This is a genomic window from Aeromonas sp. R10-2 (assembly GCF_040908445.1).
In the GTDB taxonomy this organism is placed as follows: domain Bacteria; phylum Pseudomonadota; class Gammaproteobacteria; order Enterobacterales; family Aeromonadaceae; genus Aeromonas; species Aeromonas veronii.
In genome coordinates this window covers 20,585-44,332 of sequence record NZ_JBFODS010000018.1, presented here as the reverse complement: position 1 = coordinate 44,332, position 23,748 = coordinate 20,585, and the positions used below count along the sequence as shown (strand labels likewise).

Sequence of the window (23,748 nt, the reverse complement as noted above, 5' to 3'; positions counted from 1 at the left end):
TTATACCGTTGGCAAAGCGCTTGGCTGAGTATATGGGGGCGCTAAGATGAGATTCAATCGCCGAAACCGTAAAAAGCATGAAAGGGGCAAAAAGCCCCTTCCATTTGATTAAAAATCAGACATTTACTCTGATGCAGCAGCCTGGGTTTCGGGATTTTCGTAGATCATCAAGGGCGCAGAGTCCCCTTTGATCACGGTTTCGTCGATCACCACCTTGCTGACCCCTTCCAGAGAAGGCAGATCATACATGGTATCCAGCAGCACAGCTTCCACGATGGAACGCAGACCACGAGCACCGGTTTTACGCTCCATCGCCTTGCAGGCAATGGCGTTGAGTGCGTCGTCACGGAACTCCAGCTCGACCCCTTCCAGATCGAACAACGCCGCGTACTGTTTGGTCAGCGCGTTTTTCGGCTCTTTCAGGATCTGGATAAGGGCAGACTCGTCCAGCTCGGTCAGAGTCGCGACCACCGGCAGACGGCCGATGAACTCGGGGATCAGACCATATTTGATCAGATCTTCCGGCTCCACCTTGGCAAAGCTCTCGCTCAAGGTCGCCTTGGCGCTCTTGGACTTGACCTCGGCGCCAAAACCGATACCGGTTCCCTTCACGGAACGCTGCTCGATCACCTTGTCCAGACCGGCAAAAGCACCGCCACAGATGAAGAGGATCTTGGAGGTATCAACCTGCAAGAACTCCTGCTGCGGATGCTTGCGACCACCTTGCGGCGGCACGGAAGCGATGGTCCCTTCGATCAGCTTGAGCAGTGCCTGCTGTACCCCTTCTCCGGAGACATCGCGGGTGATGGAGGGGTTGTCCGACTTGCGGGAGATCTTGTCGATCTCGTCGATATAGACGATGCCACGCTGGGCCTTCTCTACGTCGTAGTCGCACTTTTGCAGCAGCTTCTGGATGATGTTCTCCACGTCCTCGCCCACATAACCGGCTTCGGTCAGGGTGGTCGCATCGGCCATGGTGAACGGCACATCCAGCAGACGAGCCAGAGTCTCGGCCAGCAAGGTTTTACCGCTACCGGTCGGGCCAATCAGCAGGATGTTGGATTTGCCGAGCTCCACACCACTGTTTTCGCCGCTGTTGCGCAGACGCTTGTAGTGGTTGTAGACGGCAACGGCCAACACCTTCTTGGCGTACTCCTGCCCGATCACATAGTCATCGAGATGAGCGCGGATCTGATGAGGGGTCGGCAGCTCGTTACCATCGCGCTTGGGAGAGATCTCGCGGATCTCTTCGCGGATGATGTCGTTGCACAGCTCGACGCACTCATCACATATGTAGACGGAAGGGCCAGCGATCAGCTTGCGCACTTCATGCTGGCTTTTGCCGCAAAAAGAGCAGTAGAGCAGCTTATCACCCTCACCCTTGCGTTTCTCTGTCATTCAGCAACCTCGTTTTATCAATAGAGGATGGATCGGCCTGTTGAGTTTACAACAGACCGGGACACCCTGCTCAGCTACGCTGGCTCAGGACACCGTCGACCAGACCATAGGCCACGGCCTGCTCGGCGGACATGAAGTTGTCACGATCGGTGTCACGCTCGATGGTAGCCATGTCCTGACCGGTATGGAAAGCCAAACGCTCGTTCAGGGTATTTTTGATCTTCAGGATCTCCTGGGCGTGGATCTGGATATCAGATGCCTGACCCTGGAAGCCACCCAGCGGCTGGTGGATCATCACGCGGGCGTTAGGCAGGCAGAAACGCTTACCCTTGGCGCCACCGGCCAGCAGGAAGGCACCCATGGAGCAGGCCTGCCCCATGCACACAGTGCTGACATCCGGCTTGATGAACTGCATGGTGTCATAGATAGACATGCCCGCAGTCACCGAACCACCCGGCGAGTTGATGTAGATATAGATGTCCTTGTCCGGATTCTCGGACTCGAGGAACAGCAGCTGGGCAACCACCAGATTGGCCATGTGATCTTCAACCTGACCAGTCAGGAAGATCACCCGCTCTTTCAGCAGACGGGAGTAAATATCGTAGGAACGTTCACCCTTGGCAGTCTGTTCGACCACGATGGGGACCAGCGCATTGCTGGGAGAATCGGTCATATCGTTATAGTTCTTGTACATAAGGCATTGTCCCTAAAATAAAATGGCCCGAGTGGAGATCACACGAGCCATTATACTTAACAGTCTTGACCTTAAGTCAAATGTTCTTAGGCAGCGGCGCCAGACTTGTTGATCACTTCGTCAAAGGCAACTTCTTTTTCGGTCACTTGCGCTTTGGACAGGATCAGGTCGATGGCTTGATCTTCTACTGCCAGGTTACGAACGCCGTTCAGCATCTGTTCGTTCTTCTGATAGTACTCGATCACTTCCTTCGGATCTTCGTAGGCAGTCGCCATGGACTCGATGATGCTGTTTACACGGGCATCGTCAGCCTTGATCTCGTTGGTGCGGATCACGTCACCCAGCAGCAGGCCTACGCGTACACGACGCTCGGCTTGAGCCTGGAACAGTTCAGCCGGCAGCTCGGGAGCGTTGCCGCCCTGGAAGCCACCGAAGCGCTGCAGAGCCTGCTGACGCAGTGCGTCGATCTCTTGAGCAACGGCAGCTTTCGGCAGGTCGATTTGGTTGGCTTCAACCAGACCGTTCAGAACCTGCTCTTTCACGCTGTTTTTCAGGGCTTGAGCCAGTTCGCGCTCCATGTTCTTGCGCACTTCGGCTTTCAGCTCTTCAACAGAACCGCTCTCGATACCGAAACGCTTCACGAACTCTTCGGTCAGCTCAGGCAGGATCTGCTCTTCAACCTTGATCAGCTTGGAAGCGAACTTGGCTTCTTTGCCTTTCAGGTTTTCAGCGTGGTAGTCAGCCGGGAAGGTCACTTCGATGGTGAACTCGTCGCCCGCTTTCTTGCCCAGGATGGCGTCTTCGAAGCCCGGGATCATGCGGCCAGCGCCCAGCACCAGGTTGAAGCCTTCAGCTTTGCCGCCGTCGAACTCTTCACCGTCGATGGAACCGACGAAGTCCATGGTCACACGCATACCATTGGCAGCGGCAACATCGGCATCAGCCCAGGTAGCGTGCTGCTTGCGCAGGGTGTCGATCATGTTGGCCAGATCTTCATCCTTCACGGTCGCAACCGGCTTCTCGACCTTGATGGTCTCGAGACCTGCAACTTCGAACTCCGGATACACTTCGAAAGTGGCGGTGAATTCGAAATCCTGACCTTCTTTGATCTCTTTCGGATCCATGGTCGGGGCACCGGCCGGGCTCAGTTTGTTTTCGATGATGGCTTTGATGAAGTTGCTCTGCATCATTTCATCAGCAACGCGGGCGTGAGCCATGGCGCCGAACATCTTCTTGATGATGGCAACCGGAGCCTTGCCAGGACGGAAACCGTCGATGCGACGAGTTTTGGCCAGGCCATTCAATTCTTTACGCACAGCGGCGTCTACGGTAGCGGCCGGTACAGTGATGGTAAGACGGCGTTCCAGACCCTGGGTTGTCTCTACAGAAACTTGCATTCTTCTACCTCGTTCAACTCAGCACTGTGTGCTGACCCTTTATTGCCCCTGGGCAAAGCCCGGAGTCTTCCTGTTTATAAAGACAACGATATGTCTTTGTGATGAGAAAATATGACGCGGCATTATAGCGGCGCACTTTGGTCGAGTCGAGCCACACATCCCCCACATTGAGCGGCGTGCAAGCACAATTCGTGCAAAACTGCCCTTTATATGGGGAGAGAGGTGCCCGACTTCAACTATCCGATGGCAATAATTTTGCGTTTGCTCACCTTTTTTCATCCGAACGCCGCTTTATTGCCCATCTTTCGCCGAAAAACAGCCCACCGTTGCGGGCGGCGACTCAATTTGACCAGCCAAATGGCGATTGAACCAATCAACCATTGCGTCCCTACCCCTCCCTCGTTATGGTGGCAACCAAATTGATGATCTGGAGTCACTCACATGGCCTTTTTCCGCTTCTTGTTCAATCTGCTCTGGTTTGTACTGGGAGGTGTCTTTATGGGCTTGGCCTGGTGGCTGGCCGGTCTTGTCTGCTTTATCTCGCTGGTCGGCATCCCCTGGTGCCGCGCCTGCTTCGTGATCGGCACCTTTACCTTCTTCCCGTTTGGCAAGCAGGCGGTCAATCGCAAAACCATGACCGGCCAGAGCGATATCGGCACCGGCACGCTGGGGCTGATTGGCAACATCCTCTGGTTCGTGCTGATCGGTGTCTGGCTGGCCATCGGCCACATCGCTTCCGCGCTGGCCTGCTTCGTGACCATTATCGGTATCCCGTTCGGTATCCAGCACCTCAAGCTGGCGCTGATCAGCCTGGCGCCCATTGGCCAGATGATTGTGACCAACCAGGAGGCGGAATCGGGCCGCTATATCCGCTAACAGCAGGAAATACGCGGGCAGACGCTGCCCTGCAACGAAAAAAAGGGCAGACTAGGGTCTGCCCTTTTCTATTCTCTTTTGTTGAGGCCATCATGTTACCCAGCCATTTTTTTGCCAATCTCGCCCGCATGAAACTCATCTACCGCTGGCCCCTGATGCGCAACATCCAGCCGGAAAACATCGCCGAGCACAGCCTGCAGGTGGCCATGGTGGCCCATGCCCTCGGCATCATCAAAAATCGACTGTTTGGCGGCAGCGTGAATGCCGACCGCGCCGCCGTGATGGCCCTCTACCACGATAGCAGCGAGGTGCTGACCGGCGATCTGCCCACCCCGGTCAAATACTTCAACCCCGAGATTGCCCGCGAGTACAAGAAGATTGAGCTGGCAGCCGAGCAGCGCCTCCTTGGCATGCTGCCGCCAGAACTGATCGATGACTTTCGCCCCCTGCTCGATTCGGCAGCCCAGGATGACGAGCTGGCCAGGCTGGTCAAGGATGCCGACACCCTCTGCGCCTATACCAAGTGTCTGGAGGAGATCAACGCGGGCAACCGGGAGTTCGAACCGGCTCGCAAGCGCCTTGAAGCCATGCTGGCAGCCCGGATGAGCGATGAGATGCGCTACTTTATCGACACCTTCGTAGCCAGCTTCTCCCTGCCACTCGATGAGCTTAACGCTCACTAAGCCAGTCTACATGACCTGAAAACAGAAGGGCCCGCCGGTTTGCACCAGCGGGCCCTTCGTTCTTTATTGCGCATTAGATGCAACGCATCAGTGACCCAGCTCGCGAGATGGCACCAGACCGCTCGCCCGCCAAGCGGGATAGAGGGTCGCCACCAAGCTCATCAGGATGGCAGCGCCCGTCACGATAAGCAGATCCTGCATATGCAACTCGGTCGGCAAGAAGTCGATGAAGTAGATATCCGGATTGAGGAAGCGGTGGCCAATAAGCTTCTCGATGACACCCAGGATCTGGGTCAGCTTGCTCGAAAGCAGCCCGCCCAGCAGGGCGCCGAGCAGGGCACCGGCCACGCCGTTAACCATCCCCTGAATGACGAAGGTGAGCCGGATCTGGCCGGGGCTCGCCCCCATGGTTTTCAGGATGGCGATCTCGCTGCGCTTCTCGTTCACCGCCATCACCAGGGTGGAGACGATGTTGAAGCAGGCGACAGCCACCACCATCAGCATTACCACATACATGACGGTACGCACCATCTGGATGTCCTGATAGAGGTAGCCCTGGCTGTTCATCCAGCTGCGGATATAGACGTGATGAGGGAACTGCTGCGCGGCGGCTACGGTGATGGATTGCGCCTTGAGCACATCGTTCACCCGCAGGCTGAAGCCCTCCACGCCGCTGCCCATGCCGGTGATCGCTTGCGCATCGGCCAGATGCATAAAGCCGAGCAGACCGTCGAGCTGACCACCGATCTCCAGCAGCCCCACCACGGTCAGTGCTTCGCGGCGGGGATTCTTGATCCCCGCCTGATCACCCCCTTGCGGCAGCAGCAGGGCGACCGAGTCCCCTACCTTGACGCCCAGCTTGTCGGCGATGGTCTTGCCAAGGATCACCCCACGTTCACCCGGTTGCAGCTCACGCAGACCACGGCCCGTCATGTATTTGCCGGCATCCGACAGATTGGCTTCCAGGTCGGGCAGCACGGCGCGCAGTTGCACCCCCTTGAGGGCGGAGCCGTGCTCCAGCAGGCCATTGAGGCGAATGACCGGCGCTGCCGCCTCAACGCCCGGCTGAGCCAGCAGGTAGTCGCGCAGACGTGGCCAATCCGGCAGCGGCCGCTCGACGGCGTCCAGCTCACCTTGCGGCACGACCGAGAGCACCCGATCTTTAAGCTCCCGCTCGAAACCGTTCATGGCGGAGAGGCCCAGGATCAGCGCCATCACCCCGAGGGCAATACCGATCAGGGAAGAGGCAGAGATAAAGGCGATAAACCCGTTGCGACGGCGAGAGCGGCTGTAACGCAGGCCCAGAAAGAGGGGCAGCGGTTTGAACATCAGGCAACCTCCGCCATCACGCCGCTCACCAGGGTCACCCGGCGATGAAGCTTGGCCGCCAAGCTCAGGTCGTGGGTCACCACCACAAACGCAGTGCCCAGCTCACGGTTCAGTTCACACAGCAGTTCGTACACCGCGGTGGCACTGGCGTGATCCAGATTGCCGGTAGGTTCATCCGCCAGCACCAGACTCGGTTCGTTGACCAGCGCCCGGGCGATCGCCACCCGCTGACGTTCGCCACCGGAGAGCTCGGAGGGGCGGTGGTTCAAGCGATGGGAGAGCCCCACTCTACCCAACATTTTGGTCGCCTTTTCGGTGGCAACCGCCACCGACTCACCGGCGATCAGCAGCGGCATGGCCGCATTTTCCAGCGCACTGAACTCGGAGAGCAGGTGGTGGAACTGATAGACAAAGCCCAGCTCTCGGTTGCGAAAACGGGCCTGGGTGCGGCTGTCCCAGTGGTGGATATCCTCCCCCTTGAACAACACAGCGCCACTGGAAGGGTTGTCCAGCGCCCCCATCAGGTGCAGCAGAGTGGTCTTGCCGGAGCCGGAGCTCCCCACCACCGCCAGCATTTCACCGGGCGCGACGCAGAGATCGATCCCCTTAAGCACCTGAGTCTCCAGCTCCCCCTCTTTATAGACATGATTGAGCGCCTGGCAGCGCAGCAGAGGTTCACGAGATACGGCTTCATTCATAACAGGGGCTCCACTTACGCCAGTGACCACAGAGGCACCAGTAACAACGCCGGTACTCGCACCGGAGGTAACAACAGAAGATGTATTATTCACGGCATTACTCATAACGCAGCGCCTCGGCCGGTTTCACCCGTGCGGCGCGGGCCGCCGGATAGAGGGTGGCACTGAAGCTCAGCAGCACGGCGCCCAGCAAGATGGTGATGACCTGAGCCGGTTCGACGATGACCGGCAGGCCACTGCCGCCCGCCGCCATATAGAGGTTGAGCCCCACCGCATTGAGCAGAGGGTTGAGACCCAAAGAGAGCGCAAGGCCAGCCAGCCCGCCAAACAGGGCACCAATCACCCCGCTGGAGGCACCAAGCACCATGAAGATTTTGACGATCCCTGATTCACTCATGCCCATGGTGCGCAGGATGGCCACTTCGCCCTCCTTGTCCGTCACCACCATCACCAGCGCAGAGAGGATGTTGAAGGTGGCGACGGCGATAATCAGCACCAGCATCAGCCCCATCATCCGTTTTTCCATGGCGACCGCCTGGAACAGCTCGCCCCGCTCGCGGCGCCAATCCTGCCACAGCAGCCCATCCGGCAACGGTGTCTTGATCACCTCGTCAGCGGCAAAGGGATCATCGAGCCAAAGGCGAATGCCACCGACGGTTTCTGGCGGCAGGCGCAGCAGTCGCTGGGCATCCCCCAGCGCGATCAGCGCAATCTGGTTATCCACATCGGCGCCGACCCCGAAGATACCGGAGACGGTAAAGAGGCGCTGGGCCGGTACCCGACCAAACGGGGTGAAGCGGGTCCCCTCGGTCAGGATCAGGCGAACCTGATCGCCGATGGAGACATTGAGGCGGCGTGCCACCCCCTGCCCCAGCACGATGCGGTAGTGACCCGCCTGCAGGGTATCGAGGCGTCCCCCCAACATCTGGCTATGGAGGATGTCATCCTTGGGCCACTTCGCAGGGTCGATCCCCTGCACGCTCACCCCGGTCAGCTGGCCGGGGCTTTGCAGCATCCCTTCGCTGTCGAGCATGGGGGCCGAGGCGACCACATGGGGTAATTTGGCCAGATCCGGCAAACCTTGCGGGTCGGCATCAATACGGCCAGCCTGGTTGGTCACCACCACATGGGGGATCACCCCGAGGATGCGCCCTTTGAGCTGCCCTTCGAAACCGTTCATCACCGAAATGACCACCATCAGGGCGGCGACCCCGATGGCGATGCCAAAGGTAGAGAACAGGGAGATAAATGAGACGAAGCGATTGCTGCGCTTCGAGCCTGCATAACGCAGGCCGATGGCCAGCGAAAGGGGCTGAAAAAGTCCGGTCTTCAAGGATATGTACGTTGCCAACAAAATAAGATACCGGATAATAAAGGGAAACCGTCCATGACAACAAGGGATAGCCTCCATGCAGGAACAGTTCTTCAGCGTCACTCATGCCACGCCGGTCAATGTGATCCCCATGCCGGCCGACTTCCACCTCCCCTCGCTGGAGGAGCTGGACGCTGAGCTGCCGGAGCCCTTTCGGATCTCTTCGGCCATTACCTCCATCGATCTGGTGACCACTCGACTGCTGCGCAACCAGAACGAGTCGATGCACGATCTGATCGAGATCGTCAATCAGCAGTCCCGCAAGATCGACATGATCATGGGCTATGTGCTCTCCCTGCAGGACCATCCGGAGCAGCGCTTTCACACCCTGCGCTTCGGGGCTGGCCAGCTCACCTACCTGCACCCCTATCATGATCACGGGGATGCGCCGCACCTGCACCAGATCGTCCGCCTCAAGATTTTCCTGCGGGAAGAGGCGGCCGCCATCTACTGCTATGGCCAGGTCAAACAGCTCGACGGCGGTGAACATGGCACCCATGTGCAGCTCGACTATGTGCGGATCCGCGAAGATGACCGTGAACTGCTGGTTCGTGCCAGCCTCCACGTGCAATCGAAGCAGCTCAAGCTGCGCGCCCAAGAACGTCAGCGCTAACCAGAGCGAACGTCAGCGATAGATAACGTCAACGTTAAAAGAATCGAACCATGCCAATGACACTCCCCGCCTTGCCCGCCAAAGCGGGCCAAAAGATCACGCTCGGCCAGCTGGTCGGCAGCAGCCTCTCGCTGATTGCAGCCCGCCTCACCAATGAAGCCAAGGGGCCGGTACTGCTTATCACCGCCGATACCCCGAGCGCCCTGCGCCTGGAGCAGGAGCTTCAGTATTTGCTGGCAGACAAGCAGCTAGCCGATCAGCCCGCCCCCGTATTGCTGTTCCCCGATTGGGAGACCCTGCCCTACGACACCTTCTCTCCCCATCAGGACATCATCTCCCAAAGGCTCGAGACCCTCTACAAGCTGCCGCAAATGAGCAAGGGGGTATTGATTGTCCCCATCTCCACCCTGATGTTGCGCTGCGCCCCCCGGGTCTATCTCGACAAATACAGCCTGATGGTGAAGGCCGGTCAGCGCCTCAACCTGCAACAGCTGCGCGGGCGCCTCGCCGAGGCGGGTTACGTGGCAGTGGATCAGGTGCTGGAACATGGCGAATTTGCCGCTCGCGGCTCCCTGCTCGATCTCTTCCCCATGGGCAGTAGCAGCCCCTATCGCATCGACTTCTTCGACGATGAAGTGGACTCCATCCGCCCATTCGATCCCGAAACCCAGCGCTCCAGCGAACCGGTCAAGACGGTCAGCCTGCTGCCCGCCAGGGAATACCCTACCGACGAGGCGGCCATCGAACTGTTTCGCGGCCAGTTCCGCGAGCAGTTCGAGCTGTCGCGGGCCGAGGGCTCCGTCTATCAGGAGGTGAGCAAGGGGCGCTGGCCCGCTGGCATCGAGTATTATCTGCCGCTCTTCTTCAACCAGACCGCCAGCCTGTTTGACTACCTGCCGGAAGAGACCCTGCTGCTCACTGTGGGGGATATCTACCCCGCCGCCCAGCGTTTCTGGAACGATATCGGCCAGCGCTATGAAGACAGACGCTGGGACAACACTCGCCCCCTGCTACCCCCGGCCCAGCTCTATCTGCCGGTGGAGCAGCTCTTTGCCTCTCTGGGCCAATATGGCGCGGTGCGGCTGCAAGAGGCCGCCACCGCGGGCGATGCCGGTCAGCACGATCTGCCCATCGAGGCGCTGCCGGATCTGCAACTCGATCACAGCAAGGAGCAACCCCTGCTGGCGCTCAACCAGTTCCTCCAAGGTTTTGCCGGGCGCACCCTGTTTGCGGTGGAGTCCGAAGGACGGCGGGAGGTGCTCGGCGATCTGCTGGCGCGTATCTCGCTGCAACCCAAGGAATTCCCCTCTCTCGACGCCTTTATGGCGAGCCCGGATCGACACGGCCTGCTGGTGGCCCCCCTTGAGCGTGGCTTTCTGTGGCAAGAAGCCGGAGCTGATGCCAGTAATCAGCCACTGGCCCTGATCACCGAGACCGAGCTGCTGGGCGGCAAGGTGCGCAGCAAACGGGCTCGGGAGAAGAGCAAAAACTTAAGCTCCGATGCGGTGATCAGAAACCTGGGCGAGCTGACCCAGGGTCAGCCAGTGGTCCATCTGGATCACGGGGTCGGCCGCTATCTGGGACTGGAAACCATCGACGCCGGTGGCCTGCCCACCGAGTTTTTGACCCTTGAATATGCCGGCGGCGACAAGCTGTTCGTGCCGGTCACCAGTTTGCACCTTATCAGCCGCTACACCGGGTCGGATAACCCGCCCAGCCACAAGCTCGGCGGCGAGGCCTGGAGCAAGGCGCGGCGCAAGGCGGCGGAGAAGGTGCGCGACGTGGCAGCCGAATTGCTGGATGTCTACGCTCATCGCGCCGCCCGCGCCGGTTTTGCCTTCAAGCACGACAAAGAGGCCTATCGCCAGTTTGCCGCAAGCTTCCCATTCGAGGAGACCGACGATCAGCTCAACGCCATCAATGCGGTGCTGGGGGACATGTGTCAGGCCAAGAGCATGGACCGACTGGTGTGCGGCGATGTCGGTTTCGGCAAGACCGAAGTGGCGATGCGGGCGGCATTTGTGGCGGTGCACGGCGGCAAGCAGGTTGCCGTGCTGGTGCCCACCACCCTGCTGGCGCAACAGCACTACGACAACTTCCGCGACCGCTTCGCCAACTGGCCGGTGCGGGTCGAGGTGCTGAGCCGCTTCCGCTCCGCCAAAGAGCAGAGCGCTGTGATAAAGGAATTGGCCGAAGGCAAGGTGGATATCATCATCGGCACCCACAAGCTGCTCGGCTCCGAGCTCACTTTCAAGGATCTGGGACTGCTCATCGTCGATGAGGAGCACAGATTCGGGGTGCGCCAGAAGGAAAAGATCAAGGCACTGCGGGCCGATGTGGATATCCTCACCCTCACCGCCACCCCTATTCCGCGCACACTCAATATGGCGATGTCCGGCATGCGGGATCTCTCCATCATCGCCACCCCGCCCGCCAAGCGACTCGCCATCAAGACCTTCGTGCGCCAGCACGAACCGGCGGTGGTGCGCGAGGCGGTGCTGCGGGAATTGAAGCGTGGTGGTCAGGTTTACTACCTGCACAACGATGTCGAGAGCATCGAGAAGTGCGCCGCCGATCTTGCCGAATTGGTGCCGGAGGCGCGCATCGGCATCGCCCACGGCCAGATGCGCGAGCGCGATCTAGAACGGATCATGTCCGACTTCTACCACCAGCGCTTCAACCTGCTGGTCTGCACCACCATTATCGAGACCGGTATCGACGTACCGAGCGCCAACACCATCATCATGGATCGGGCGGATCATCTCGGTCTGGCCCAGTTGCACCAGCTGCGGGGCCGGGTTGGCCGCTCCCACCATCAGGCCTACGCCTACCTGCTCACCCCCCATCCCAAGCTGATGACCAAGGATGCGGCCAAGCGGCTGGAGGCGATCGCCTCGCTGGAAGATCTCGGCGCCGGATTTGCGCTGGCGACCCACGATCTGGAGATCCGTGGCGCAGGCGAACTGCTCGGCGACGATCAGAGCGGCCAGATCGAATCGGTCGGCTTCACCCTCTATATGGAGATGCTGGAGCAGGCGGTCGAGGCGCTGAAAAATGGCAAGGAGCCGTCGCTGGAGCAGCTGATGAGCCAGCACACCGAGGTGGAACTGCGCCTGCCTGCACTGCTGCCGGATGACTACATCCCGGACGTCAACATGCGCCTCTCCATGTACAAGCGGATCGCCAGTGCGGCGGACGAGCAGGAGCTGCGCGAGCTGAAAGTGGAGCTGATCGACCGCTTCGGCCTCTTGCCGGAGGCAACCAAAACCCTGCTGGAGCTGGCCGCCTTCCGCCAGAGTGCCACCGCCCTTGGCATTCGCCGGGTGGAGATGAGCGAGCGCGGCGGCTATCTCGACTTCACCCAGGAGACCAAGGTCAATCCGGCCTATCTGGTCAAACTGCTCTCCAGCCAGCCACGGGTCTACAAGATGGACGGGCCGACCCGGCTGCGCTTCCAAGTGCCGACTCAGGACAGAGCCATGCGCCTGAAACTGGTAGATGGTTTGCTGGCTGATCTGGCCAACAACAGCCTGTGAATATCTGCAACGCTGGCGGCGAGCCAGAGAGATAATGCCAACTAAAACGGGAGCCAAATTGGCTCCCGTTTTGTTTATGTTGGCTGGTGACTAGCGTCTCTCTTCTCCCCTTGTGGGAGAAGGGGCGGGGATGAGGGGGGCAGTGAAAACCATTCCTCTCACCCTGCCCTATCCCAGGGGGAGAGGGAATCGCGCCAGTAAATGTTGGGCTTCGCTGCGCTCAGCACCAACCTACACCTCTGACGATCAGCCCTGGTTGGCTGGGTCCTCATGGGCGGAGAACTCGCGCATAAAGGCCTCGGCCCGCTCCACCATCTTGGTCGAGCCAACAAAGTAAGGGGTACGCTGGTGCAGCGCAGTGGGCTGGATATCCATGATGCGGCCAAAGCCATCGGAGGCCTTGCCACCGGCCTGCTCAACCAAAAACGCCATCGGGTTGCACTCATAGAGCAGGCGCAGCTTGCCGTTCGGCGAGTTGGTACCGGACGGATAGATGTAGATGCCGCCCTTGAGCAGGTTGCGATGGAAATCGGAGACCAGGGATCCGATATAGCGGGAGGTGTAGGGTCTGTGGGTCGCCTCGTCGCGCTCCTGGCAATATTTGAGGTACTTCTTCACCCCATCCGGGAACTTGATGTAGTTACCCTCGTTGATGGAGTAGATCTTGCCCTCTTCCGGAATGCGGATGTTCTCGTGGGAGAGGCAGAAGCAGCCGATAGAGGGATCGTAGGTAAAGCCGTTGACGCCAAAACCGGTGGTGTAGACCAGCATGGTGGAGGAGCCGTAGACCACATAACCGGCGGCGACCTGACGGTTGCCCGGTTGCAGGAAGTCCTCCAGCGTCACCGGCGAACCCTGCGGGCTCAAACGGCGGTAGATGGAGAAGATGGTCCCGACCGAGACGTTGACGTCGATATTGGAGGAGCCATCGAGCGGGTCGATCAGCACCACATACTTGGAGTTTTTGGAGAGTGGCGAGTCAAAGGCGACGAAGTCCTCTTCCTCTTCCGAGGCCATGCCACACACCTCGCCGCGCGCTTCCAGCGCAGCCTTGAAGCGTTCGTTGGCGTAGACATCCAGCTTCTGCTGCACCTCGCCCTGTACGTTTTCAGCGCCCATGGAACCGATGATATCCGCCAGTCCCGCCTTGTTGATCTCCCGGTTCACCACCTTGGCAGCAAGGCGGATCGAGCTGAGCAACGAGGTCAGCTCGCCGGTCGCGGTAGGATAATCCGCCTGCTTTTTGACGATGAACTCACCCATGGTGATCATGTTTCGCATTTTTGTTCCTTTAGATCGCATCCGTTGGCATTGAAAACGTTTGCAGGCATCGGCAAAAAAAATGCCGATCACCGGCGGCCTTGATTTGTAACCTAATGTAACGTCTGTTTTTTGTTTTTGCAGCGAATTAAGCGGCCTATTAAATAGGCTATTTCGTCTAACGTTATGGTAAAAGACGCGTTTTATTCGGTTTCAATCGATAACTTTCAGCCCCTTAATTCGTGGCAATAACCTGCTGCAAGCCATGAGTTGACTGGCCTTGAGCCATTAAAAATGGAGTCTGATGGGCCTGCCGTTCTCTCAGCCATTGCCTCTTGAGATCCGATCGCCAATCCAGCACACTGATTTCGCTTTGGAAGCAAATAAAACTCAAGGATTATCAATGAACAAGACTCTCATTGCCGGCATGGTAGCCGGACTGTTTGCCCTTCCCGCCTGGGCTGCCCAAGTGCCTGCCGGTACCAAGCTGCTGCCGGATGCCCAACAAATCTACGTGACCAATATCGGCACTGAACCCACCACCATCGACCCCCAGCTGGTAGAAGAGACCGCCGGTAGTGCCATCGTCAACGATCTGTTTGAAGGGCTCTATGAGCTGGATAATACCGGCAAGATCAAACCAGCAGGCGCCGTCAGCTACGAGGTCGACAAGACAGGTACCGTCTACACCTTCAAGCTGAGGCCCGAGGCCAAGTGGTCAAACGGTGAACCTGTCACCGCCGCCGATTATGTCTACGGCTGGCAACGGGCGGCCGATCCCAAGACGGCCTCCAACTACGCCTGGTTTATCGAGTTGACCGGAGTGGTCAATGCAAGCGAGGTGACCCAGGGCAAGAAGAGCCCGTCAGAGCTCGGGATCAAGGCGCTCGATGACCACACCCTGCAGGTCACCCTGAAAAATCCGGTTCCCTTTTTCCTGAAGACGCTGGCCCACTACACCACGTTCCCGGCCCCCAAGGCCACCATTGAAAAATACGGCAAGGATTGGGTCAAACCGGGCAATATCGTCTCCAACGGTGCCTTTGTACTCAAGGAGTGGACTCCCAACGAACGGCTGAGTGCCGAGCGCAATACCCACTACTGGAACAACCAGCAAACCGTCCTGAACAAGGTGATCTATCTGGAGATCGTCTCGGAAACCGCCGCCTACAACCGCTATCGCACCGGTGAACTGCACTACACCACTTATCCGCTGGAGCAGTACAAACAGCTCAAGAGCAAGAACCCGGAAGAACTGGTCAGCGTCCCCACGCTGGCCAGCTATTACTATGTCTTCAATACCCAGCGCAAACCGTTCGATGACCCGAAAGTACGCAAGGCGCTCTCGCTCGCCATCGACCGGGAGACCATCACCGACAAGATCCTGGGACAGGGACAAATTGCCGCATATAGCTTCACGCCCCCCATTGTGGACGGTTTTGAATTGAAAAAACCGGCCAGCCAGCTGCAGAGCAAAGAGGAGCGGATCAAGCAAGCCAAAGCCCTGTTGGCCGAAGCGGGATATGGCCCGGACAAGCCACTCACAGTGGACATTCTCTACAACACCAACGAGAGCCACAAAAAGATTGCGCTGGCCGTCTCCTCCATGTGGAAACACAACCTGGGGGTCACTGCCACCCTCAACAACATGGAGTGGAAGACCATGGTCTCGGCACTGAACGAGGGGGATTTCGGGGTTAGCCGCTATGGCTGGAACGGGGATTATAACGATGCCTCCACCTTCCTCGACATCATGACCTCCAGCAGCAGTGCCAACAGCGGCAAGTGGTTCAACAAGGAGTACGACGCCCTGCTGGCCAAGGCCCACGACTCGCTGGATCCCGCTGAACGCAATGCCCTGTATCAACAGGCAGAGGCACTCATTGATGCGGATGCCCCCATCGCCCCCATCTATTTCTCGGTCAAATCCAGGTTGCTCAAGCCTTTCGTGAAAGGCTACCCCCACCTTAACCCGCAGGATGTGGTCTACAGCAAGGAGCTCTATCTGGTTGCCCAATAGACACTGACTGAACAGATCAACCAGACTTGCTGACCTTTGTTGTAGTGATGGTCAAGAGAGGCCGCTTCAAGCACAGGTCATCTGAGTGGGACCGCTGATATCTACAACAAGCGAACGCCAGAACCGCCTTCTGAACGACAAAACCCCCGATACGCTATATCGGGGGTTTTGAGGTAGAAAACACAAGCTAAAAATGGGTGACGTTTTCAGCTTCTAGATCAGGCCACATTGCACTTGGTCGCTTGGCTCAGCTGGCCCAAGTGATTATGTGATCAATCCACTCACCAGCCTGCTCCTCGTGAACCACTTTGCCACGTACAGATTGACCCGCCTGATGCATGGCAGAGCGACTGCCGGTCAGCAGCGGATGCCACTCTGGCAGAGTATCCCCGTCAGCCAGTAAACGATAGGCACAAGTAGAGGGGAGCCAATCATATTCGGCAATCTTGTCGTGAGTTATCTGCAGACAGTCAGGCTCTTTTTTGAAGCGATTAAGATAATCGGAACACTGGCAGGTCTTGGTATTGAGCAGGTTACAAGCCACATTGGTGAATACAAGCTCATCTGTATCTTCATCAATGAGCTTGTTAAGGCAACATTTACCGCAACCATCGCAGAGGGATTCCCACTCGGATTCAGTCATCTGCTGCAGACTCTTGGTCTGCCAAAAGGAGGATTGCATCATACCGCTCACTTAATATGCCTTCTCAAACGCGTGGTTATACCTATTGTTACCCTGAATTTCAAGGTTGGCATGGCCCACTGAGTTATTTAGCAATAAAAACCAAACATAAAAAAACCGGCGCCTTGGCGCCGGTTTTTGCTCACTATGTCTCGATTACAGAGAAGCAGTGAAGGTACGGGTGATGACGTCTTGCTGTTGCTCTTTGGTCAAAGAGTTGAAGCGAACGGCATAACCGGATACGCGGATGGTCAACTGCGGATATTTCTCCGGGTTTTCCATGGCGTCCAGCAGCATTTCACGGTTCATCACGTTCACGTTCAGGTGCTGACCACCCTCTACGTTGGCTTCGTGGTGGAAGTAACCGTCCATCAGGCCAGCCAGGTTGGCTTTCTGGGCTTCCATATCTTTACCCAGTGCATTCGGTACGATGGAGAAGGTATAGGAGATACCATCTTTAGCGTAAGCGAACGGCAGCTTGGCTACGGAAGTCAGGGAAGCAACAGCACCTTTCTGGTCACGACCGTGCATCGGGTTTGCACCCGGGCCGAACGGAGCACCAGCACGACGGCCATCCGGGGTGTTACCGGTCTTCTTGCCATATACCACGTTGGAGGTGATGGTCAGAACAGACTGGGTAGCAACAGCACCACGGTAGGTGTTCAGCTTCTGAATCTTCTTCATGAAGCGCTCAACCAGGTCACAGGCGATATCATCGACGCGAGCGTCGTTGTTACCGAACTGCGGGTATTCGCCTTCGATTTCGAAGTCGATGGCAACGCCATCTTCGTCACGAATCGGCTTGACCTTGGCGTACTTGATGGCAGACAGGGAGTCAGCGGCTACGGACAGACCAGCGATACCACACGCCATGGTGCGATATACGTCACGGTCGTGCAGCGCCATCAGAGAGGCTTCGTAGCTGTACTTGTCGTGCATGTAGTGGATGATGTTCAGCGCAGCAACGTATTGCTTGGCCAGCCAATCCATGAAGTGGTCCAGACGATCCATTACATCGTTGTAGTCGAGGTACTCGGACTTGACCATCTCGGTTTTCGGACCGACCTGGATCTTGAGCTTCTCGTCCATACCACCATTGATTGCATACAGCATGGTTTTGGCCAGGTTGGCACGAGCACCGAAGAACTGCATCTGCTTACCAACGATCATCGGGGATACACAGCAAGCGATGGCGTAGTCATCGTTGTTGAAATCCGGACGCATCAGATCGTCGTTCTCGTACTGAACGGAAGAGGTCTCGATGGATACCTTGGCACAGTACTTTTTGAAACCGACCGGCAGCTTCTCGGACCACAGGATGGTCAGGTTCGGCTCAGGGGACGGGCCCATGGTGTACAGGGTGTTCAGCATACGGAAGCTGTTCTTGGTGACCAGAGTACGGCCATCAACGCCCATACCAGCCAGGGTCTCGGTCGCCCACATCGGGTCGCCGGAGAACAGTGAATCGTATTCCGGAGTACGCAGGAAGCGAACCATACGCAGCTTCATGACCATGTGGTCCATCAGCTCCTGTGCTTCTTGCTCGGTGATCAGGCCTTTTTGCAGGTCACGCTCGATGTAGATATCCAGGAAGCTGGAGGTACGACCGAAGGACATGGCTGCACCGTTCTGGGACTTGACTGCCGCCAGGTAGGCGAAGTAGGTCCACTGTACGGCTTCTTTAGCGTTCTTGGCCGGTACGGAGATATCGCAACCGTACTTGGCAGCCATCACCTTCATCTGTGCCAGGGCACGGTGCTGCTCGGAGATCTCTTCGCGCAGACGGATGGTGGCTTCCAGGTTGACGCCGTTTTCCAGGTCAGCTTGCAGGGACTTGAACTGGGCCAGTTTGTCGGCCATCAGGAAGTCAACACCGTACAGAGCAACACGACGGTAGTCACCGATGATACGGCCACGGCCGTAGGCATCCGGCAGGCCGGTGATAACACCAGACTTACGGCAGTTCAGGATGTCTTTGGTGTAAACGTCAAACACGCCCTGGTTGTGAGTCTTGCGGTACTCGGTGAAGATCTTCTCGACCATCGGGTCCAGTTGACGACCGTACACTTCGCAAGAAGTTTTAACCATCTTGATACCGCCGTTGGCGATGATGGCGCGCTTCAGCGGCTTGTCAGTCTGCAGACCAACGATCTGCTCCAGGCTCTGATCGATATAACCGGCATCGTGTGCGGTAATGGTGGAGGGCAGGTCAGTATCAAAATCAACCGGCGCATGAGTGCGGTTCTCGATTTTGATCCCTTCCATGACCTTGTCCCACAGCTTGGTGGTCGCTTCGGTCGCGCCAGCCAGGAAGGACTCGTCACCTTCATACGGGGTGTAGTTCTTCTGGATGAAGTCACGGGTGTTGACAGAGGTCTGCCATTCACCGGCCGCGAAGCCTTCCCATGCTTTTTGGAACTGTTCGTTAAGTTCTGCCATTTTTCATTACCTCACACGGTATTGATGTAGTATCCCGCAATCATCCTTAATGATGACGACGGAAGATAAACCAGTAAGTCAGACCAACCATCACGCCACCACCGATGATATTGCCGATGGTCACGGGGATGAGGTTGTGTAGGACGAAGTTGGATACGGTCAGGTCAGCAAAGGTTGCCGGATCCTGGCCGATGGCCTGCCAAAATTCCGGACTAGCCACGCTGTGGATAGCGATACCAACCGGAATCATAAACATGTTTGCGATGCTGTGCTCGAAACCTGAGGCAACGAACATGGCAACCGGCAGCAGCATAACCACTACCTTGTCAGTCGCGCTGCGGGCACCAAAGGCCATCCAGGCAGCAAGACATACCATCAGGTTACAGAGGATACCCAGCGCCACTGCTTCGAAGAAGGTGTGGTGAATTTTGTGTTGGGCCACTTTGAGGGCGTTAAGGCCCCACTGACCGTCTGCTGCCGTGTACTCTGCAGAAACGATGATCAGCGCCACCATCAGCAGACCGCCAATCAGGTTACCGAAGTAGACCAGACCCCAGTTCCTGAGTAGCTGAGCCCAGCTGATGCGATTGGCAGCCTTGGCCACCAGTGTCAGGGTGGTGGAGGTGAACAGCTCGGCACCGAGCAGCACACAGAGAATAAGTCCGAGAGAGAAGCAGAGACCGCCCACCAGCTTGGCCATACCCCAAGGCATGGAGCCGGTTCCGGTCGTCACTGTGATGTAGAAGATAAATGCGATGGCGATGAAAGCGCCTGCGGTGATGGCCAGTGGAATGACCTTGTATGCCGGCTTGGTAGCCTTGGCATAGGTGATGTCTTCAGCCAGTGCAGCGATGGCTTCGGGCTTGAGACAATCGAATGGAGATTCAGCTTTCAATTATTTTCTACCTGAATGTTTTGCCTGTTGAAATCATAACAAAGGGCCAAATAGCCAAAATTGACATTGATCAAGTTTATCAGAGTGCGAATGTAATTTTACTACAAATATTTTAGTGCGATGGCTACGCCACTTTACACCAGGTATCAGCTGAAACAGAAATATCACATTTTTAATGCAATGATTTTAAAGAATTTATTCCAGAGCATGGAAATATGGTATTGGCAAGATATCTTTGCAGTTCAACAGCACATCCCCTGCCCTGCCATCAACCCCCTTAGGGGTATTTTTTGTTTTTTATTTCATCTTTGAATAACAATCCCTTGCCTTGCCGCACCATAAACAGAAGGGGCCACACGGCCCCTTCCTTTACAGCAACAATCACGCCCAGTGATGGGCTCGCTTGGCCTTCTGCAGCTTCTCGTAAGCCGCCAGCAGCTTCTGGTGCAGCGGGAACTGGGAGAGCGACAGGTCGGCCGCCTCCAGCCCGTGGAAGCGTGCTTCGCCACTGGCGTTGGCCCATGCCTGTGCCAGCGTCTCTTCGCCATACATGCGGGTGAAGACGGCGCGATACTGCTCCGGATCCCGCTCCTCGTCGAGGAACAACTCGACGCAGGCACGCAGGGCGCGGTAGTAGCTGGCACGCTCGGCAGTGAACACTGACTGGTTGAACTCCATGGTCCAGTCGATGAGATCCAGTGCGGTCTCCAGCTCACCGGCGGCCAGCGCCAGCATGGCTTTCAGCTCGCCAACGCGCAGGGTGTGCAGCGCGGTCCCCTTGGCAGCGGCGATGCCCAGCAGCTCGCGTACACGGGTGCGCTCGTCGTGCCCCTCTTCATCCAGTTGATCAAACAACGCCATGTACTGCTCGGCATCCCAATCAAGTGATGGCAGTGCCAGGATCACTTCGCGCAGGTTGGCGCCCATGTTGTTGTTGGCCAGCAGCAGATCTTCGGCCGGATAGATGTCGGACATGCCCGGCACCAGAATGCGGCAGGCGTAGACACCCAGATGCTCGTAGTCGGCGATATAGACCGGCTGCTCCAGCTCATGGAAGATGCCGATCAGGTGATCGAGCTCCTCCTGCGAGGTGCCACGGAAATCCCAGTCGGCAAACTCGAAGTCCGCATCCTGCTTGAACAGGTCCCAGCTGATAAGGCCCGAGGAGTCGATGAAGTGGGTCTCGAGGTTGTGGTGATCCGCCACCTGCTCGTTGTCGAATGACGGCGGCACAAACACGTCGAGATCCTTGAGACCGCGGCCCTGCAGCAGCTCGGTGACAGTACGCTCGAAGGCCACTTCGAAGCGCGGGTGGGCACCGAAGGAGGCAAAGCAGGTGCCATTGCTCGGGTTGAGCAGCACCACACAGATGACCGGATAGCGGCCACCCAGAGAGGCATCGAAGCTGTAAATGGGGAAGCCTTCCGCTTCGAGCGCCGCGATGGAGGCGGCAATCCCCGGATAACGGGCCATGACCTCGTCCGGGATCAGCGGCAAGCTGATGGCCTCGGCGATGATCTTGTTCTTCACGTGGCGCTCGAACACCTCGGAGAGCGCCTGGGTGCGCGCTTCAGTCTTGGTGTTGCCAGCGCTCATGCCGTTGGAGACATAGAGGTTACCGATGATGTTCATCGGGATGTAGACGGTCTCGTGATCGGACTGGCGCTCGAACGGCAGCGCGACGATACCGCGCTCCTCGTTGTTTGACTGCAGATCCACCAGCATGTCGGCGGTCACTTCACCGTCCGGGTTGTAGAACTTGCGGGTGAAGCTGTCGAGCAGACCGGCCGGGAACTGGTCACCCTCGATGGGGAACCACTTCTCGTTCGGGTAGTGAACGAAATCGCCGTTGGCGACCTGCTCGCCAAGATAGAAGTCGGCGAAGAAGTAGTTGGTGGAGAGACGCTCGAAATATTCGCCAAGGGCAGACGCGAGGGCCGCCTTCTTGCTGGCACCCTTGCCGTTGGTGAAGCAGAGGGCGCACTCTTTGTCGCGAATATGCACCGACCAGACGTTCGGCACGGGGTTGAGCCAGGAGGCCTCTTCAATATCAAAGCCCAAGGCTTGCAGCTTGGTCTGGAAGCGTTCGATGGAGTCTTCCAGCGCCGCGTCCTTGCCGGGAATAAAAGTGTGGTCAGTCATCACGATATCCTGATTTTTATTGGCTCATGTTCGGCCGCAGATAATAGCAGGGGTCGGCGGCTTTGGCAGGACAAAAATCAGCAAACAGGGATGAGTCGCACGTTGAGAAACCGGCTTATCCCCGCTCCCCCGCCACAAACAGCGCGGGCCCGGGGATTGCCCGGGCCAGCTGGTTACGCGACGTGATAAACCGTCAGAGCTGCTTGCCCTGGCTCGCAATCACCTGGCTATACCAGTGGAAGCTCGCCTTCTTGATCCGGCGAAGGGAGCCCCCCTGCTCGTCACGCTCCACATAGACGAAGCCGTAGCGCTTCTGATAGCCGTTGAGCCAGCTCAGGATGTCGGTGAACGACCAGGCGCAGTAGCCGAGCAGTTCCACCCCATCCTGCATCGCCTCCTGGCACGCCTTGACGTGGCTGCGCAGGTAATCGATGCGGTACTCATCGTTCACCTTGTCGCCCGCCTCCAGCTTGTCGAACTCGCCAAGACCGTTCTCGGTGATCATCAGCGGCAGACCATAGCGGGAAGAGAGGCGACGCAGGGCGATACGCATCCCGGTCGGATCGATGGCCCAGTCCCAGTTACTGGTCTCAAGGTGCGGATTGGGCGCTGTCTTGTAGAGGCCGGGGATGCCGCTCGATGGCGTAGTACCCTTCTTGCCGGTGGTGTTGATCCGCTGCAAGGTCTGACCACCCAAGGGGTTATCGGTGTAGGTCAGGGTGTAGTAGTAGTTGACGCCGATGTAGTCGGGCGTCCCCTCGCGCAGCAACTCCATATCGCCCGGCAGGATCTCCGGCGCCTCGCCGTTTTCTCGCAAGTAAGCGAGCGCCGCCTGCGGATAGCGGCCAAAGCAGTAAGCATCCAGCCACCAGAGGTTGTTGAACTCCTCGGCGTTCTCATAGGCCAGCATATCTTTCGGGTCGCACGACGCCGGATAGGCAGGGGAGTAGGCAAAGCTCGGGCCGATGAGGCCATTTGGCACATGCTGGCGAAACGCCTTGATCACCCGGGCATTGGCCAGAAAGGCGATATGGTTGGCGGCAAAGAAGCGCTTGCGATCCTGCACTGCGGGCGGATGGGTACCGAGCTGATAGGCGTTGGTCAGGTTGTAGTTCTGCTCGTTGAGAGAGACCCAGTACTTCACCTTGCCGGCAAAACGCTGATAGAGGGTCACGCAGTAGCGCTCGAAATCCTCGATAATGCGTCGGTCTTCCCAGCCGCCGTACTCATCCTGCAGCGCCTGCGGCAGATCCCAGTGATAAAGGGTCAGTACCGGCTCGATCTTGTGGGCCAAGAGGGTGTCGATCAGCTTCTCGTAGAAGGCCAGCCCCGCCTCGTTCACCTCCCCCCGACCGGTGGGATAGATGCGCGGCCAGCTCACCGAGAAGCGGTAAGCCTTGAGCCCCATCTCGGCCATCAGCGCCACGTCCTCTTCCATGCGGTGGTAGTGATCCACCGCCACATCGCCGTTGCTCCCCTCAAAGGTCTTGCCCGGCAGCTTGGTGAAGAGATCCCACACCGAGGGCCCCTTGCCATCGGCATTCCAGCCCCCCTCCACCTGATAGGCGGCGGAGGCGGCGCCCCACAGAAAATCGCTCGGGAAGTCGTTGAACTTGTGGTGATGCATCTGGTGTTGCTCCTTCTGCGCTGATGGTGTCAGCCATCTCTGATAACTCGGCGCCCCCATGCCGGGGCATCCGAAATGAATTGGCAT

General features: G+C 57.8%; 17 protein-coding genes. 5 read left to right on the top strand and 12 right to left on the bottom strand.

Translation table 11 applies throughout. The features are described from left to right. Positions 1 to 123: 123 nt before the first annotated feature. From clpX to tig, 3 genes are all read right to left on the bottom strand, one after another. Positions 124 to 1,398, bottom strand: coding sequence for an ATP-dependent protease ATP-binding subunit ClpX (gene clpX, locus AB5Y97_RS03860; protein WP_368157257.1), 1,275 nt, complete (start codon positions 1,396 to 1,398; stop codon positions 124 to 126). Positions 1,399 to 1,468: 70 nt separating this feature from the next. After that, positions 1,469 to 2,092 (bottom strand): ATP-dependent Clp endopeptidase proteolytic subunit ClpP, encoded by a 624-nt coding sequence (gene clpP / locus AB5Y97_RS03855; RefSeq protein ID WP_005336979.1) that lies wholly within the window; start codon positions 2,090 to 2,092, stop codon positions 1,469 to 1,471. Between the two features lie 86 nt (positions 2,093 to 2,178). Continuing rightward, positions 2,179 to 3,489 carry a trigger factor gene (tig, locus tag AB5Y97_RS03850; RefSeq protein WP_005345092.1) on the bottom strand — a complete coding sequence of 437 codons (1,311 nt, stop codon included), beginning with the start codon at positions 3,487 to 3,489 and terminating at the stop codon, positions 2,179 to 2,181. A 441-nt stretch (positions 3,490 to 3,930) separates the two neighbouring features. On the opposite strand from tig, the gene AB5Y97_RS03845 reads away from it, so the two are divergent. After that, positions 3,931 to 4,365 carry a YccF domain-containing protein gene (locus AB5Y97_RS03845; RefSeq protein WP_201948325.1) on the top strand — a complete coding sequence of 145 codons (435 nt, stop codon included), beginning with the start codon at positions 3,931 to 3,933 and terminating at the stop codon, positions 4,363 to 4,365. A 92-nt stretch (positions 4,366 to 4,457) separates the two neighbouring features. After that, a complete protein-coding gene (gene yfbR, locus AB5Y97_RS03840; protein WP_103251200.1) occupies positions 4,458 to 5,048 on the top strand; it encodes a 5'-deoxynucleotidase in 591 nt (196 codons plus the stop codon). Positions 5,049 to 5,135: 87 nt separating this feature from the next. Here the strand turns inward: yfbR and lolE are convergent, their stop codons facing one another. From lolE to AB5Y97_RS03825, 3 genes are all read right to left on the bottom strand, one after another. Further along, positions 5,136 to 6,377, bottom strand: coding sequence for a lipoprotein-releasing ABC transporter permease subunit LolE (gene lolE, locus AB5Y97_RS03835; RefSeq protein WP_274160946.1), 1,242 nt, complete (start codon positions 6,375 to 6,377; stop codon positions 5,136 to 5,138). Further along, complete coding sequence (lolD, locus tag AB5Y97_RS03830; RefSeq protein ID WP_005336988.1) at positions 6,377 to 7,075, bottom strand: lipoprotein-releasing ABC transporter ATP-binding protein LolD; 699 nt, start codon at positions 7,073 to 7,075, stop codon at positions 6,377 to 6,379. Before lolD ends, lolE begins: the two co-directional genes overlap by 1 nt. A gap of 97 nt (positions 7,076 to 7,172) precedes the next feature. After that, positions 7,173 to 8,408 carry a lipoprotein-releasing ABC transporter permease subunit gene (locus AB5Y97_RS03825; RefSeq protein ID WP_005345085.1) on the bottom strand — a complete coding sequence of 412 codons (1,236 nt, stop codon included), beginning with the start codon at positions 8,406 to 8,408 and terminating at the stop codon, positions 7,173 to 7,175. Between the two features lie 76 nt (positions 8,409 to 8,484). On the opposite strand from AB5Y97_RS03825, the gene AB5Y97_RS03820 reads away from it, so the two are divergent. Together AB5Y97_RS03820 and mfd are read left to right on the top strand one after the other, a co-directional pair. After that, complete coding sequence (locus AB5Y97_RS03820) at positions 8,485 to 9,060, top strand: hypothetical protein (RefSeq protein ID WP_005351323.1); 576 nt, start codon at positions 8,485 to 8,487, stop codon at positions 9,058 to 9,060. Between the two features lie 56 nt (positions 9,061 to 9,116). Beyond that, complete coding sequence (mfd, locus tag AB5Y97_RS03815; protein ID WP_368157261.1) at positions 9,117 to 12,596, top strand: transcription-repair coupling factor; 3,480 nt, start codon at positions 9,117 to 9,119, stop codon at positions 12,594 to 12,596. A 246-nt stretch (positions 12,597 to 12,842) separates the two neighbouring features. On the opposite strand, the gene fbp is transcribed toward mfd, so the two are convergent. Beyond that, positions 12,843 to 13,877, bottom strand: a complete 1,035-nt coding sequence (gene fbp, locus AB5Y97_RS03810) for a class 1 fructose-bisphosphatase (RefSeq protein ID WP_005336993.1) — start codon at positions 13,875 to 13,877, stop codon at positions 12,843 to 12,845. 382 nt (positions 13,878 to 14,259) lie between these two features. On the opposite strand from fbp, the gene AB5Y97_RS03805 reads away from it, so the two are divergent. Beyond that, the gene (locus tag AB5Y97_RS03805) at positions 14,260 to 15,876 is read left to right on the top strand and encodes a peptide ABC transporter substrate-binding protein (RefSeq protein WP_201948318.1); all 1,617 of its coding nucleotides are present in this window, start codon (positions 14,260 to 14,262) and stop codon (positions 15,874 to 15,876) included. A gap of 247 nt (positions 15,877 to 16,123) precedes the next feature. Here AB5Y97_RS03805 and AB5Y97_RS03800 read toward each other — a convergent pair whose 3' ends face one another. From AB5Y97_RS03800 to AB5Y97_RS03780, 5 genes are all read right to left on the bottom strand, one after another. After that, entirely contained in the window at positions 16,124 to 16,558 is a 435-nt protein-coding gene (locus AB5Y97_RS03800; protein WP_075112995.1) for a YcgN family cysteine cluster protein, read from the bottom strand. Between the two features lie 156 nt (positions 16,559 to 16,714). After that, positions 16,715 to 18,997, bottom strand: coding sequence for a formate C-acetyltransferase (gene pflB, locus AB5Y97_RS03795; protein ID WP_005333618.1), 2,283 nt, complete (start codon positions 18,995 to 18,997; stop codon positions 16,715 to 16,717). A 46-nt stretch (positions 18,998 to 19,043) separates the two neighbouring features. After that, positions 19,044 to 19,892: a formate transporter FocA gene (gene focA / locus AB5Y97_RS03790; RefSeq protein WP_201948316.1), complete on the bottom strand. Its 849-nt coding sequence runs from the start codon at positions 19,890 to 19,892 to the stop codon at positions 19,044 to 19,046. A 381-nt stretch (positions 19,893 to 20,273) separates the two neighbouring features. Further along, the gene (ycaO, locus tag AB5Y97_RS03785) at positions 20,274 to 22,034 is read right to left on the bottom strand and encodes a 30S ribosomal protein S12 methylthiotransferase accessory factor YcaO (RefSeq protein ID WP_368157256.1); all 1,761 of its coding nucleotides are present in this window, start codon (positions 22,032 to 22,034) and stop codon (positions 20,274 to 20,276) included. Positions 22,035 to 22,227: 193 nt separating this feature from the next. Further along, positions 22,228 to 23,661 (bottom strand): glycoside hydrolase family 1 protein, encoded by a 1,434-nt coding sequence (locus tag AB5Y97_RS03780; protein ID WP_100653913.1) that lies wholly within the window; start codon positions 23,659 to 23,661, stop codon positions 22,228 to 22,230. Positions 23,662 to 23,748: the final 87 nt, after the last annotated feature.